Source organism: Shewanella mesophila (assembly GCF_019457515.1).
Classification (GTDB): Bacteria; Pseudomonadota; Gammaproteobacteria; order Enterobacterales; family Shewanellaceae; genus Shewanella; species Shewanella mesophila.
This window is the reverse complement of the sequence record NZ_CP080421.1, coordinates 470,482-485,376: the sequence shown is the minus strand read 5'-3', so window position 1 is coordinate 485,376 and position 14,895 is coordinate 470,482. Positions and strand designations below refer to the sequence as shown.

Annotated in this window: 13 protein-coding genes; 9 read left to right on the top strand and 4 right to left on the bottom strand. The window is 44.8% G+C overall.

Translation table 11 applies throughout. From position 1 onward, the window contains the following. Positions 1–9: 9 nt before the first annotated feature. From aceE to ampD, 4 genes are all read right to left on the bottom strand, one after another. Positions 10–2,676, bottom strand: coding sequence for a pyruvate dehydrogenase (acetyl-transferring), homodimeric type (gene aceE, locus K0I73_RS02195; protein ID WP_220062924.1), 2,667 nt, complete (start codon positions 2,674–2,676; stop codon positions 10–12). A 70-nt stretch (positions 2,677–2,746) separates the two neighbouring features. Beyond that, entirely contained in the window at positions 2,747–3,499 is a 753-nt protein-coding gene (gene pdhR / locus K0I73_RS02190; protein WP_220062923.1) for a pyruvate dehydrogenase complex transcriptional repressor PdhR, read from the bottom strand. A gap of 267 nt (positions 3,500–3,766) precedes the next feature. Beyond that, positions 3,767–4,618: a beta-lactamase regulator AmpE gene (gene ampE / locus K0I73_RS02185; protein ID WP_220062922.1), complete on the bottom strand. Its 852-nt coding sequence runs from the start codon at positions 4,616–4,618 to the stop codon at positions 3,767–3,769. Next, a complete protein-coding gene (gene ampD / locus K0I73_RS02180) occupies positions 4,619–5,173 on the bottom strand; it encodes a 1,6-anhydro-N-acetylmuramyl-L-alanine amidase AmpD (RefSeq protein ID WP_220062921.1) in 555 nt (184 codons plus the stop codon). A gap of 360 nt (positions 5,174–5,533) precedes the next feature. Between ampD and nadC the strand changes: the two genes are divergently transcribed. The 9 genes from nadC to mutT all read left to right on the top strand — a co-directional run bounded on the left by nadC (position 5,534) and on the right by mutT (position 14,011). Further along, the gene (gene nadC / locus K0I73_RS02175) at positions 5,534–6,433 is read left to right on the top strand and encodes a carboxylating nicotinate-nucleotide diphosphorylase (protein WP_220064223.1); all 900 of its coding nucleotides are present in this window, start codon (positions 5,534–5,536) and stop codon (positions 6,431–6,433) included. Positions 6,434–7,353: 920 nt separating this feature from the next. Beyond that, a complete protein-coding gene (locus K0I73_RS02170) occupies positions 7,354–7,827 on the top strand; it encodes a prepilin-type N-terminal cleavage/methylation domain-containing protein (RefSeq protein ID WP_434086693.1) in 474 nt (157 codons plus the stop codon). 101 nt (positions 7,828–7,928) lie between these two features. Continuing rightward, complete coding sequence (gene pilB, locus K0I73_RS02165) at positions 7,929–9,638, top strand: type IV-A pilus assembly ATPase PilB (RefSeq protein WP_220062920.1); 1,710 nt, start codon at positions 7,929–7,931, stop codon at positions 9,636–9,638. Positions 9,639–9,698: 60 nt separating this feature from the next. Beyond that, a complete protein-coding gene (locus K0I73_RS02160) occupies positions 9,699–10,976 on the top strand; it encodes a type II secretion system F family protein (RefSeq protein WP_220062919.1) in 1,278 nt (425 codons plus the stop codon). A 73-nt stretch (positions 10,977–11,049) separates the two neighbouring features. Next, positions 11,050–11,961 carry a prepilin peptidase gene (locus K0I73_RS02155; protein WP_220062918.1) on the top strand — a complete coding sequence of 304 codons (912 nt, stop codon included), beginning with the start codon at positions 11,050–11,052 and terminating at the stop codon, positions 11,959–11,961. A 30-nt stretch (positions 11,962–11,991) separates the two neighbouring features. Then, positions 11,992–12,597 (top strand): dephospho-CoA kinase, encoded by a 606-nt coding sequence (coaE, locus tag K0I73_RS02150; RefSeq protein WP_220062917.1) that lies wholly within the window; start codon positions 11,992–11,994, stop codon positions 12,595–12,597. 7 nt (positions 12,598–12,604) lie between these two features. Then, positions 12,605–13,339 carry a cell division protein ZapD gene (zapD, locus tag K0I73_RS02145; protein WP_220062916.1) on the top strand — a complete coding sequence of 245 codons (735 nt, stop codon included), beginning with the start codon at positions 12,605–12,607 and terminating at the stop codon, positions 13,337–13,339. A 46-nt stretch (positions 13,340–13,385) separates the two neighbouring features. Next, positions 13,386–13,598 carry a DNA gyrase inhibitor YacG gene (gene yacG, locus K0I73_RS02140; protein ID WP_220062915.1) on the top strand — a complete coding sequence of 71 codons (213 nt, stop codon included), beginning with the start codon at positions 13,386–13,388 and terminating at the stop codon, positions 13,596–13,598. Positions 13,599–13,621: 23 nt separating this feature from the next. Beyond that, positions 13,622–14,011: an 8-oxo-dGTP diphosphatase MutT gene (mutT, locus tag K0I73_RS02135; protein WP_220062914.1), complete on the top strand. Its 390-nt coding sequence runs from the start codon at positions 13,622–13,624 to the stop codon at positions 14,009–14,011. Positions 14,012–14,895 lie beyond the last annotated feature (884 nt).

Here is a 14,895-nt window from a genome sequence, read left to right as displayed (position 1 = left end):
TCTATCCCCTTACGCGTACTGTGGGTTGATCTTGTCAGCATCGATACCGTATTCAGCAATGGCTTTGCTCAACACTTCTACTGGCAACTCATTACGATCAACGAGTGACTTAAGCGCTGCGATAACAATGAACTTAGCATCCACTTCAAAGTGATGACGTAAGTTTTCACGGCTATCACTGCGGCCGAAACCATCAGTACCTAATACTTTGTAATCTGTTGGGATATAAGCGCGCAACTGCTCGCCATATATCTTCATATAGTCAGTTGCAACAATCGCAGGTGAATCACTTGAGATCACTTGACTAATGTAGGCTTGCTTTGGCGCAGCAGTTGGATGCAGCATGTTGTAACGCTCGACGGCTTGGCCATCACGAGTTAGCTCATTGAAGCTGGTTACGCTAAATACATCTGAAGAGATACCGAAGTCTTTTGCCAATGCTTGTGCGGCTTTACGCACTTGCTCAAGGATGGTGCCACAGCCCATAAGCTGTACTTTACCCTTACCGCTACCTGACACAGACTCAAGCTTATAGATACCTTTTACGATACCCTCTTCGGCGCCTTCAGGCATTTCTGGCTGAACATAGTTTTCGTTCATCGTAGTCAAGTAGTAGAAGATATCTTCTTGGTTTTCGCCATACATACGACGGATACCATCTTGAACCACTACTGCAATCTCATAGCCATAAGTTGGATCGTAAGAGATACAGTTTGGAATCGTGTTGGCTAACACATGGCTGTGGCCATCTTGATGCTGAAGACCTTCGCCGTTAAGCGTTGTACGACCAGAAGTACCACCCACCATAAAGCCACGAGCACGCATATCACCCGCAGCCCATGCCATATCGCCAATACGTTGGAAACCAAACATAGAGTAGTAGATATAGAAAGGAATCGTAGGTGTGTCGTTAACCGAATAACTGGTTGCCGCCGCGACCCAAGATGACATTGCGCCTAGCTCGTTGATACCTTCTTGCAATACTTGACCCGACTTATCTTCACGATAGTAAGCCACTTGATCAGAATCTTGCGGTACGTATTTTTGCCCTTCGTGAGCGTAAATGCCCACTTGACGGAACAAGCCTTCCATACCGAAAGTACGTGCTTCATCAGGAATAATTGGCACGATACGCTTACCGATCTTCTTGTCTTTAAGCAGTGCAGTCAAAATACGTACAAACGCCATGGTGCTTGAAATTTCACGGCCGTTAGAACCTTTAAGCACGGCATCGAAAATCTTCAATGATGGTACTTCAAGATCTTCTGTGAACTTCTGGCGACGAGCTGGCATTGAACCATGTAAGGCTTCACGACGTTCCTTAAGGTATTTAACCTCTTCAGAATCAGCACCTGGGTGGTAGAAAGGAATCTCTTCTAACTTGTCATCAGGGATCGGGATATTGAAACGATCACGGAAGTAACGTACTGCGCTGATATCCATCTTCTTAACGTTGTGAGCGATGTTCTTACCTTCGCCCGCATCACCAAGACCATACCCTTTAACGGTTTTCGCTAGAATAACGGTTGGACGACCTTTGGTGTTTTTAGCATGCTGAAGCGCAGCAAAAATCTTCACAGGATCATGACCACCACGGTTTAGACGCCAGATGTCATCATCTGACATGTTAGCAACCATCTCCGCAGTCTCAGGGTACTTACCAAAGAAGTGCTCACGAGTATAAGCGCCACCTTTGGCTTTACAGTTTTGGTATTCACCATCAACGGTTTCTTCCATTAACTGCAGTAGCTTACCGCTTGTGTCACGCGCTAATAGTGGATCCCAATAACGACCCCAAATCACCTTAACCGCTTCCCAACCTGCGCCGCGGAACTCGCCTTCAAGCTCTTGGATGATCTTACCATTACCACGAACAGGACCATCGAGACGCTGTAGGTTACAGTTAACAATAAACACCAAATTATCTAGCTCTTCGCGAGCAGCAAGGCCGATAGCACCTAATGTTTCTGGCTCGTCACACTCACCATCACCCAAGAAGCAATATACGGTTTGCTCAGAGCAATCTTTCAGACCGCGGTCAGTAAGATACTTAAGGTAACGTGCTTGGTAAATTGCTTGGATAGGACCAAGACCCATAGAAACCGTTGGGAACTGCCAGTAGTCAGGCATCAACTTAGGATGCGGATAAGATGAAAGACCCTTGCCATCAACTTCTTGACGGAAATTGTTCATCTGATCTTCAGTGATACGGCCTTCAAGGAATGAACGCGAGTAGATACCCGGTGCGATATGGCCTTGGAAATAAACCAGATCGCCGCCATCTTTTTCATTAGGCGCACGGAAGAAATGGTTAAAACACACATCGTAAATCGTTGCACTAGAAGCAAAACTCGAAATGTGACCACCTAGCTCAAGATCTTTTTTCGATCCACGCAGTACCATAGCCAACGCATTCCAACGGACGATAGCGCGAATACGACGCTCCATCTCTTGGTTGCCTGGCATATGTGGCTCTTGGCCCGCTGGAATAGTGTTTAAATACGCGGTAGTCGCTTTGTAAGGCAGATGAGTACCATTACGGCGCGCCTTATCAATCAGCTTCTCTAATAGATAATGAGCACGCTCTGGGCCTTCCTGCTCTAATACCGCCTGCAGTGAATCTACCCACTCTTGAGTCTCTAACGGATCTAAATCTTGTAGCATATGTTCAGACATTTCGCAGTCCTTCCCTATATACATTAATAGTATGAATTAATTGACAAAAAGTAACGATTAGAACGATTGTCTATCCGCCACTCTTCAAACGGCGCAGACTACGCTGCAACCGGCTATCTTCTTCCCTTACAGACAACATCACTTCCTCGATATAACTTAAATGTTCATTCGAGGCTTCTCTTGCTGCTTCGGGATCACGGCGTACGATAGCGGCAAGCAGGTCTCGCCGGTGATCATTTGCCATCTTGGATGCATCGGCTCTACGCTTAAGCAATTCCAAGTTTTGCGCCACATTCTTATGCAGCACAGGGGATAAACTTAATACCAAGTGCAACATCGCCACATTGTGGGATGCTTCGGCAATCGCGCGATAAAAGCAGACGATCGCCTCAGATTTAACCTCTATGTCAGAGGCCGCCTCTACCGCTTGGATTTTTTGTTTGATGTTTGCCATATCCGCATCGGTACCCCGAAGCGCAGCAAAATAGGCCATCATGCCTTCAGTGGCGTGACGAAACTCGAGTAAGTCATACTGACTCTCAGAATCGCTATGCATCAGCTCCACAATAGGATCGGCAAGGCTCTGCCAAAGTTGCTCTTTAACATAAGTTCCACCACCTTGGCGGCGGAGCAATAAGCCTTTTGCTTCTAACTTTTGAATGGCTTCACGAAGAGATGGTCGAGAGACTTCAAATTGAAGTGCCAATTCACGCTCTGGAGGTAACTTCTGGCCAGGTTGCAAACTACCTTCAAGGATCATCTGCTCTAACTGCCCCATAATCACATCAGAGATTTTTGGCTGGTTGATTTTGCTATAAGCCATATGGCCCTCAGCTCCTATTGTAAATTGGTCTTACCAATTTAATTGACTGAGCGCACTTTATCAAATCACATTTCAGATGTCTAGCTCGTGATCTGCATCATGTAAACTCACGATTTGTGAGAATAGCTGATATTTCTTGGTAAGGGGTCTGACCATTAGGTTAAATACAGCCGTCACGCTAAATAAAGTGTCCATGACCGCTTCAACCAATATTGACCTTACTCTCTTAGCAGCGAAAGCAAACACCGACTAGCTGCTGGTTAACATTTAAACCACCACACCAAAAATCGTTAACAAAGACAATCCCGTGACTAATAGGATAAAATTACGCTTACTCAACTGTAGTAAAGAGATGGTCGATTGCACACAAATTGGCGTAGGAGATGAGGTTTCTACTGTTTCGGCCGCCAGCGCAACCTCGGTGACTATCTCTCTGGCCGATGTTGTCCAATCGATCGCTAAGTGTCGCCACTGAGAGAACGCCGCAGAAAAATGACCGCTCAATACATATCCAAAGGCAATCAGGCGACTAGGTAACCAATCCAACAGGGTCAATGTCGAGTCCACGATAGGCAATTCAACACCTTTAGCCTTGGCATCATCAGAGAAATAACGTGCAGTACAATAAAGCACAGCCCCCGCAGGGCCAAAGAAGATAAGATAGAGAGCAACCGCACCATAAAAACGGTAATTGAGCCAAGCGACCGTTTGCCCAACTTTGGCACCTAAATCCTCTTCAGAAACCGCATCGATACTAATGTTGGGGTCGAGCGCATCGGCAAAATGATAACAAGCTTGCGCATCGCCACGACACGCCGCCTGAATATATTGTTTAAATAGCTGACGCTGCTTAAGATGGCTAAAACATAAAATAGCGACTGTAACCCAAAGCACTAAGCTAACTATGCCCCAAACCATACCACTCACAAACCAGGCTAGCACTTGCACACTTATCGCTGGCAGCAACAATGCCATCGCCATCATAAGGTCATTACCTAACTGCTTTCTGCCGAAAAAAGCCTTTACATAAAACGACAAGAGCGTCTCTAACTGCCATGCCTGAGGCAATAATTTTAGACGTTCAATCATAATCGCAACTAACAATGAAAACAGCGCCATTTAATTCCCCTTACCGACCAGACTCATTTTGTACCTTGACCAATCAAAGCTATCGCCAGGATCGGTTTTCCTTCCCGGAGCAATATCACAATGACCCACAATCGATCCAGTATTGAGCATAGGATACGCATCAAACAAGGCCAATGTTAATTGCTGCAATTGTCGATATTGTGCATCGGTATACGCAATATTATCCGTTCCTTCTAACTCAATCCCCACGGCAAAGTCATTACAAGCATCGCGCCCCTGATAACATGATACCCCGGCATGCCAAGCCCTATCATCACAACTCACATATTGAACCAACTCACCATCACGCCTAATGAGAAAGTGCGCCGAAACTTGCAGTCCCTCTAACTCACAAAAACTAGAGTCGGCCTCCACATCTAAACAACCTTGAAAAAGTTGATCGATAAAAGGGGCGCCAAATTTGCCCGCTGGCAGACTAATGTTATGGATCACCAGTAAGCTCACTTCATTATCTGGACGTGCATTAAAATGGGGCGACTCGCACCTTCTCCCATAATCAATCCAGCCAGCTTTAAATGGTTTCATACTCACCAATTAACTCTATAAATTATAAAAGATAAACCTCAATCAACTCTACCCACTTTTCACTATAGGCGCTAGACTTTTAACCTGAGTGATTCGCAGGCTATCTCTGTTTCTACTGACGTAAATATTCCCGCCAATTTTAACCTGCTTTTTCATTAGCAAATTTGCTATCATCAATGCAATAAGAACAAGTGCTTGCAGCGTACACTTTGGCTCCCACAAAAGAGCAAATGGCGCTGATATGACTTCACCTGCCGAGCGATTAGCAAATAGACTAAACCAAAGCTAGCAGAGAAAGCCATGAGATACAGTCATCACCAACAAGTGATACTCAACGCTAAGCCCATTGAGGATAGAAACATGCTCGAAAATGATATTCGATTATCTGTCAAAATCGCATTAGAAGAAGATTTAGGTTACCAAGCCGATAGCAACTTAAGCTCACAGCAGAAACTCGAAGCCGACATTACGGCTCAGTTGATCCCAAGCGACAAATATGCCGAGGCAACACTCATCACCCGAGAAGAAGGCGTTTTTTCAGGTAAAGCTTGGGCCGAGCAAGTATTTAATCAACTAGGTGGTGAAGTCGCCCTTCATTGGCACGTCGATGACGGCGATCTACTTGTACCTAACCAAGTCTTATGCGAAATGTCAGGCCCTGCCCGCGCTATCTTAACTGGCGAGCGCACCGCAATGAACTTTATCCAAACCTTGTCAGGCGTTGCCACACTCACTAAGCATTATGTCGATAGAATCGCTGGCACCCATTGTAAACTGCTCGATACGCGCAAAACCATTCCCGGCCTGCGCACCGCACAAAAATATGCCGTCACCTGCGGTGGCGGTAAAAACCATCGCATAGGCCTGTTCGATGCTTTCCTCATTAAAGAGAACCACATCATGGCCTGCGGTTCTATTGCTAACGCCATTGAGTCGGCACGGGCCCTCGCCAGTGACAGAATGGTCGAAGTGGAAGTCGAAAGCATCGATGAGTTAAAACAAGCCATTGAGGCGGGGGCTGACATAGTGATGCTCGATAACTTCGATGTCACCATGATGATAGATGCCGTCGAGCTCAACCAACGCTGTCATAAAGAACGGGGCTACCCAGAAGCCCAGCGAGTGAAATTAGAAGTCTCAGGTAACGTCACCTTAGACACCATAGCCGACTTTGCCAAAACTGGCGTCGATTACATCTCGGTAGGCGCGTTGACCAAACATGTCAAAGCACTAGATCTCTCTTTGCGCTTAAAAGACTAACGAGCAGTTCCTAGTTCCTAGCCTCTAGGAACTAGGCCCTTACTTTCCTCGCCCTCCATTTCCTCTAACCTCGTCCCAGCTCCTCGCCTCCCTTTACTCGCTCTGAGTCGCAACAAACTAATAGCGCGAAACACTATCGTTTACTATTCACACAATCATGAAACGCTATTTTTTTGACTAAAACCCACCAAGTGTCATTTTTTCAATCAGCGCCAAAAAGATGCTATAACTTTTTTAACAACAATAGTGCTTCGTTAGACAAATTCACCATCAAATTAATACTTTGGTGCAATTTGTGGTTTCATTTTAGTTAACTTTGTACTAACTTTGACAGTAGGCGAGATGGCCCTTTCGGCCAGCTCACCATGAAGGTAGACCAAATTGTGAAATTGAAGTGGTCGGGAATTAGGTTTAAAGCTCTAGTGCTGAATTTTATCACTGCATTGTTATCAACAAGTTAATACGGCACACAATGATGAAGTTCATCAACTAGCGTTAAAAACTGGTATAACATGCAAACATAATACGCAATACCAAATAAGCCAAATTACAAGGGTAACTTCGATCTAACAAGCAACTAAATGGTGCAGTTTGCCGAAACGACATACATCATACTGATGATTAAACCGTAACTAAATATAGTTGATAGCAATAACGATTTGACCAAGGATGAAACAACCGACCACACGCAGGAGCGTAACTTTTTCGCTAAAATAGTGTTAATTTCTAAAATAGTGTTAATACTATCATTGAGACTAAAGTTACAAGTGGTTAGAGCGAATGATTGAGAATTGCAAATGCTAAGCACTAATTGTATTAACAGTTTGTGTTAACAGTGCAGTTGTAATGAGTTGCAATAAGTCGCAAATAGCCATAGGTTAGGTGAATCGAGTCAGCGTTCTGTCAAACGGAGAGAGAAAATGAAAGGTTTCAACTTAAACAAAAAGATGGGTAATGCTAAGGGTTTCACCCTAATTGAATTAATGATCGTTGTTGCAATTATCGGTATTCTCGCTGCAATTGCACTACCTGCATATCGCGATTATGTTGGTGCCGCTCATGGTGGTGCAGCAATGAAAGGAGTTAGCTCGATTACGTCAAAAGCTGTTGCATGTGTTCAGTCTGGAGTGGGTTGTGCTTCACTTGTAACTGATGCCTCAACCTACACTGAAGTAACAATTGCTCCAGCTACAGCCGCTCCAACTGCAGGCGGTTGGGATGAAGCCGTAGGCGGCACAATTGCCTTTAACGAAGGTGCTTGTACTGTTACTGCAACTGTAAGCAATCTTGGCGTAGTCACTTATAAAGCAACAGTAACTACAGGTGCAACCGGTGCAACGCTTGAGCAGTGTGTAGATGGCGCGAATATTCCTGCTTCGATGGTAACACCATAGATTAAGTTGCAACCGGAAAATAATATAAGCATCGCCTTCTAGCTAGGGCGGTGCTGTTTAATTAGTCAAACAAATACTAATGGATTGGTTAAGCATATCAGATGCCAACAACAGGTCTTCACTTAGGATTATCCACTCTATTTATTCGCAAGCAACTGCTAAGCGAAGAACAGATTGCATCGGCAATAACAAAATCTCGTCAATCAAAACAATCCCTTGTTTCCACCATAGTTTCAGAAAAACTCATTTCAGCTCGTGAAATAGCTGAGCTCTGCTATGAAGAGTACGGTACCCCACTGCTCGATCTCAATGAGTTCGATATTGCCAGTATTCCCGAAGATTTCCTCAATCGAAAACTCATCGAAAAACACAAGTGCCTACCACTGTTTAAGCGCGGTAACCGCCTCTATATCGGTACATCAGACCCCACCAATATTGCCGCCTTAGAGGACTTTCAATTTAGCGCAGGCCTGCACGCCGAAGCCATCTTGGTTGAAGATGATAAGCTCACCAAGGCCCTAGAAAAAGTGCTCGAAGAGGATATCTCCGCGCTGGATTTAGACGGCATCGATGAAGATTCACTCTCGGGAATCGAGATCACCGATACCGATAAGCGCCATGAAGAGCAACAAGGGGAATCTAGTGACGATGCCCCGATTGTTATCTACATCAATAAAATTTTAACCGATGCCATTCGTAAAGGGGCATCGGATCTCCATTTTGAACCTTATGAGAAACGTTATCGCATTCGTTTTCGTATCGATGGTATCTTGCATGAAGTCTCCGAGCCACCAGTCAACCTCTCAGGTCGAATTTCGGCTCGCTTAAAGGTGATGTCGAAACTGGATATTGCCGAGCGCCGCGTGCCCCAAGATGGCCGGATCAAGATGAAACTATCTCGCACCAAATCTATCGATTTTCGTGTCAGCACCCTGCCCACCATCTGGGGCGAAAAAATCGTAATGCGTATCTTGGATTCCTCATCGGCGCAGCTCGGCATCGAGAAACTGGGTTATGAAGATGATCAACGTAAACTCTATGAAGAGATGCTGGCCAAGCCCCAAGGCATGATCTTAGTGACTGGCCCCACAGGTTCGGGGAAAACCGTTTCACTCTATACCGGCCTTAATATTCTTAACACAGAAGAGCGCAATATCTCCACAGCCGAAGATCCGGTAGAGATTAACTTAGAAGGCGTCAACCAGGTTCATATTAATCTAAAGGCAGGTTTAACCTTCGCCTCCGCCTTGCGTTCATTTTTACGTCAAGACCCAGATGTCGTCATGGTCGGTGAGATCCGAGACTTAGAAACTGCCGAAATCGCCATTAAGGCAGCCCAAACCGGCCATTTAGTGCTTTCAACCCTACATACCAACTCAGCGGCCGAAACCTTAACCCGACTTATTAATATGGGCGTTCCTGGCTATAACATCGCCAGCTCGGTCAATCTGATTATCGCTCAGCGCCTGTCACGCCGCTTATGTACCGAGTGCCGAGCACCAGAAGAGGTGCCCGAGCATGAACTCCTACGCTTAGGCTTCACCCAGGAACAAATCGATGAAGGCTTTACCGTCTATAAACCGGTAGGCTGCGACCTCTGCTCAGGTGGATATAAGGGCCGTGTCGGTATTTATGAAGTAATGAAGATGTCAGATGAAATAGCCCGTACTATTATGGAAGGAGGCAACTCGCTACAAATCGCTACCATAGCTAAACAACAAGGTATGCGTGACTTGCGTGATTCAGGTCTTCGTAAGGTAATAGCAGGGGTGACCAGTATCGCCGAAATTAACCGAGTCACTAGCTTTTAATTGTTAATGTTAATTGATAAATGCAGCTAGTACCTCGCACCCTAAGAATAAGGATTTATCATGGCAACCGCATCGCTTGCTAAGAGTAAAGCTCAAATAAAAAGTAAAAAGCAAAAAGCGGCAAAGGCGCAACCTAAAGTCGTTACCTTCGAGTGGAAAGGCACCAACCGCGATGGCAATAAAACTTCCGGAGAACTCCGCGGAACATCTGTTAACGAGGTAAAGGCGCAGCTAAAATCCCAAGGGGTAAATCCCAAAGTCGTCAGGAAAAAGCCTGAATCCCTGTTTAAGAGCAACCCCAAAATCACCGCCATGGATATAGCCATGATGACCCGGCAAATAGCGACCATGTTGGCGGCGGGCGTTCCTATTGTCACCACCTTGGAGATGCTCGGTCGCGGTCATGAAAAACCCAGAATGCGTGAACTGTTGGCAACAATTGTTAGCGATGTACAATCAGGTATTCCACTATCGGATTCCTTGAAGCCACACAGACAATATTTCGACGATCTCTATGTAGATCTAGTAGGGGCAGGTGAACACTCTGGTTCACTCGATGCGGTATTCGATCGCATCGCTACCTATCGCGAGAAAGCCGAAGCACTCAAGTCCAAAATTAAAAAGGCCATGTTCTATCCTGCCGCAGTTGTTATAGTTGCTGTGGGCGTAACAGCTCTCCTACTCCTGTTTGTCGTACCTCAATTTGAAGAAATTTTTAATGGTTTTGGCGCAGAGCTACCCGCATTTACCCAGTTGATTATCGGGTTGTCACGTTGGCTACAAACCTCATGGTACTTCTTTGTTATTGGCATCGTCGTAGCGTTTTTTTCATTCAAAAGGGCTCATTTAACATCGCAGGGATTTCGAAATCAGATTGATCAACTAGTACTAAAAATCCCAGCAATTGGCCCCATCCTCCATAAAGCGGCAATGGCGCGTTTTGCCAGAACCTTAGCCACCACCTTTGCGGCAGGTGTACCCCTGATTGACGGATTAGAATCCGCCGCTGGCGCGTCCGGTAATTATGTATACAAAAGCGCTTTGATAAAGGTCAGACAAGAAGTGATGTCAGGCATGCAGATGAATGTCGCCATGCGAACAACCGGAATTTTCCCCGATATGCTGATTCAGATGGTGATGATTGGGGAAGAATCTGGCGGCCTCGATGAGATGCTCAACAAAGTGGCTAACATCTATGAGATGCAGGTAGACGATGCCGTCGATGGCTTATCGAGTCTCATCGAACCGATTATGATGGTGGTGATCGGCACCTTAGTCGGCGGCCTGATTGTTGGTATGTATCTGCCAATCTTCCAACTAGGTAAAGTAGTAGGCTAAGGCCGTAGCGAGCTCATAGCTGAGCAATTTTAAAATCTAACCATAATAACTAAAGTTGATCGACTAAATAATAATGACCCAATTTATCCAATTAATGGCACAGTATCCTTTGCTGTTTGTCGCACTCGCTTTTATTTTTGCTGCCACCATTGGTAGCTTTTTAAATGTTGTTATCCACCGCTTGCCCATCATGATGAAGCGTGAATGGCAACAAGAGTGTAATCAGTACCTTAATGAGTATCATCAGCCACTCATTAAAGGGATTTCCGATAAACTCGTTAAGCCTATTGATGATTACCCTGAAAAATATAATCTTGTTGTGCCGGGCTCTGCCTGCCCCAAATGCAAAACTAACATCAAACCTTGGCATAATCTGCCAGTATTAGGCTGGCTAATGCTCGGCGGAAAATGCGCCAGCTGTAAAACCTCAATCTCAGCACGCTACCCCATCATTGAAGCGATAACAGGTTTAGCAGTAGCCTATTTAGCCTACCATTTTGGCCCAACCGAGCAGTTTGTGTTTGCGACACTGTTAACCTTTGGCCTAATAGCACTGACGGGCATAGATCTCGATGAGATGCTGCTGCCGGATCAAATAACCCTACCACTACTCTGGCTAGGTTTACTCATAAACCTTAATAGCACCTTCACCTCGCCAACCGAAGCTATCATTGGCGCTGCCGCTGGCTACATGAGCTTATGGAGCGTCTTCTGGGGCTTTAAGCTACTCACTGGTAAGGAAGGTATGGGTTACGGTGACTTTAAGCTACTGGCGGTATTTGGCGCTTGGTTTGGCTGGCAACTGCTTCCACTCATCATACTGCTGTCATCTGTTGTCGGCGCCGTGGTTGGCGTGTTACTGATAATCAATAAGCGAATTAACTCAGGTAATCCAATTCCCTTTGGCCCCTATATCGCCCTTGCTGGCTGGATAGCGATGATCTGGGGCGAGCAGATAGTTAACTGGTATCTGTCGACCCTGTAATGCCGAAGCCTATCACTCAAGAGTATCTCCATGTCTAACTTTGTCGTCGGTCTTACAGGTGGAATTGGCAGCGGCAAGACCACTGTCGCCAATCTCTTTGCAGATTTAGGTATCACACTCGTCGATGCTGATATTGTAAGTAGACAGGTCGTCGCCAAGGACTCACTCGGGCTAGCACGTATCGCCGAACACTTCGGCCAAAACATTTTGCTTAAGAACGGTCAGCTTAATCGCGCGGCATTGAGAGAGCGGATCTTCAGCACCCCATCCGAACGAGAGTGGCTTAACGATCTACTGCACCCCATGATCCGAGAAGAGATGCTCGATCAACTAAAAAAAGCGACTTCACCTTACGCTATTTTAGTTGTCCCCTTGCTATTTGAGAATGGTTTAGATAGGTTAGTCAATTGCACCTTAGTGGTTGATATTTCGCCAGAGCTACAAACGAGACGGACCATGGACAGAGATTCTGTCAGTGCAGAACAAGTACAAAATATAATAGCCAGTCAGACCAGTAGAGCCGAGAAACTAGCAAAAGCTGATGATGTCATCGACAATCAAGGAACTGTATCAGCATTAAAAAGCAAGGTCGCTTTATTGCATAATAAATACTTAAAATTAGCAGATCGCACTTGATAATGTCATGAATGAATTGATCTATGAACAACCACTTAATGAGAAGACTCGCAGCTATTTGCGCCTTGAGTATCTCGCCAATCAACTGCAGAGCAATCTAGATCAAGATCATCAACATCGATGTTTTTACCCTCTTTTTTCACTCTGTGACTTAACTGAACGATGTGACTATCGCGGCGAAATCATCAAAGATATCGACAAACAACTAATCACCCTCAAAAATTGGAAAAGCCTGCCCCATATAGACGAACTGCAAGTGATTTCCTATGTCGCACAACTACAAGATGCTCGTAAATGTTTACTCGACTGTAGCCGTCCTGGACAAGCGTTAAAACAAGACCGTTTTTTATCGGCGTTGCGCCAACGCTTTGGAATGCCAGGAGCCTGTTGCAACTTTGACCTACCACAACTCCATTATTGGTTAGCAAAACCTTGGGAAATTCGTCAGCAACAATATAAAACTTGGATAACGCATTTCACCTGTTTACTCACGCCGATAACACTGCTGCTTGAACTCACAAGAAAAACCACAGATTATAATCCAGCAACCGCAGTAGCTGGATTTTATCAAGGTAACAGCAACCAAGCCTTGTCGTTAATTCGAGTTAGATTGGATGCATCTCAAGGTTGTTATCCAACCATCAGTGGTAATCGCAATCGCTACGCTATCCATTTCGTATTATTTGACCAGCAAAAACATTCCGACAAAACCATCGACTTTATGTTGGCAACCTGCGGCTAAACTGATTACCATTAACCCCACAGTTAAACGTGTTAATGGAAACCTAATGCCAACCGTAGTCAATTGCCCTACTTGCCAAACAGAAGTTGAATGGTCTGCAGAATCAAGATTCAAACCCTTTTGCAGTGAGCGCTGCAAACTTATCGATCTCGGCGACTGGGCATCTGAAAAACATGCTATTCCAGTTAAACCTGAATTCGATGCAGAATCATTAGATTCTCTTGGTTATGACGAAGCAAATTTCTTTAAAGATAATTGATTAAAGATAACTAAGGACAATTAATGAAGCGAATTCATGTTGCCGTTGGCGTAATCTTCAACGACCTTAACCAAATTTTGTTAGCTAAAAGACCCGACAATCTTCATCAAGGCGGTAAATGGGAATTTCCCGGTGGTAAGGTTGAAAACGATGAAACGACCTCAGAAGCTTTAATCAGAGAGCTTAAAGAAGAAGTTAATCTTAATGTCATATCGACCATGCCATTAATGACCATCTCACACGATTATCCGGATAAACAGGTACTTCTGGATATTCATTCGGTAAAAGACTTCTCAGGCGAAGCAGAAGGCCTTGAAGGCCAACCCATTACATGGGCATACATAGAGGCATTGAAAGATTATGATTTTCCCGAAGCCAATACTCCCATTATAGAAAAGCTCCTTTCTTTATAATCTTACAAAGACTCAACGTCATCTGTCGTCTTTTAATAAAAGCTAGCAGTCATTAAAAGACGAACTCATGCCTACTTTGATACACCTATCTACCGAACATAAACTCGAAAGTCTTAGCGGTTGCGTTAAGGCTTTCGAGTTTATGTTGTGGGATAGAACGGTGATAACAGTGTGCTTACGAACACGAAGCTGGGGCGGACTATCTCTATTAAAAAGAATTCTTGTGCTCTCGGCGCATGAAATAGGGTAAATATGACGTAGTCATAAGTTTATGAACGAGAAACATGGATTGTCGAACTGGCTATTTATGAGATCCATGCAATTTTCTGTTTATGAAAAGTCTAAAATTCTCATTGATGGGAGTGAATGCCAAACAATATAGGGAGCACTATTGGTGCAACTGGACTACGAAGTACATGGATGCGCAAATGTCACCTAGTGCTAGGTCTCACTTACTTGTTTAATGGAACAAGTCGAGACAATAACTTCAACAGCTGACACCGGCAGATCACTCCAGTAATCATTTGACACATGGAACAGGTAATCGAATAAAACAATCATAAGTACACAGGCAGGTTAATTAGACCCGCTAGAGTATTCATTGAATTGCTTTCTTAATTGGGAAGACACACTACGAGGATGGCGGAACGCCTTGCGGGCAGATATTAATCGCCCTTCTTTTTCCCGACTGCATAACTAGTCGACTAAAGTTTGTAGTTGTCTATTACGTGTTGTCGGCAGACTTGCGTCGCCGTTTTTCTTTAACCAATTGTATATAAACACAATTGCGCGACATCTTCGAGGAAGATTCCGGCAATCGGTTTATGCATACCGATTACCGGTGTCAACTACTAATTTTGCAGGTATGGAAGCAAGCACTTGTT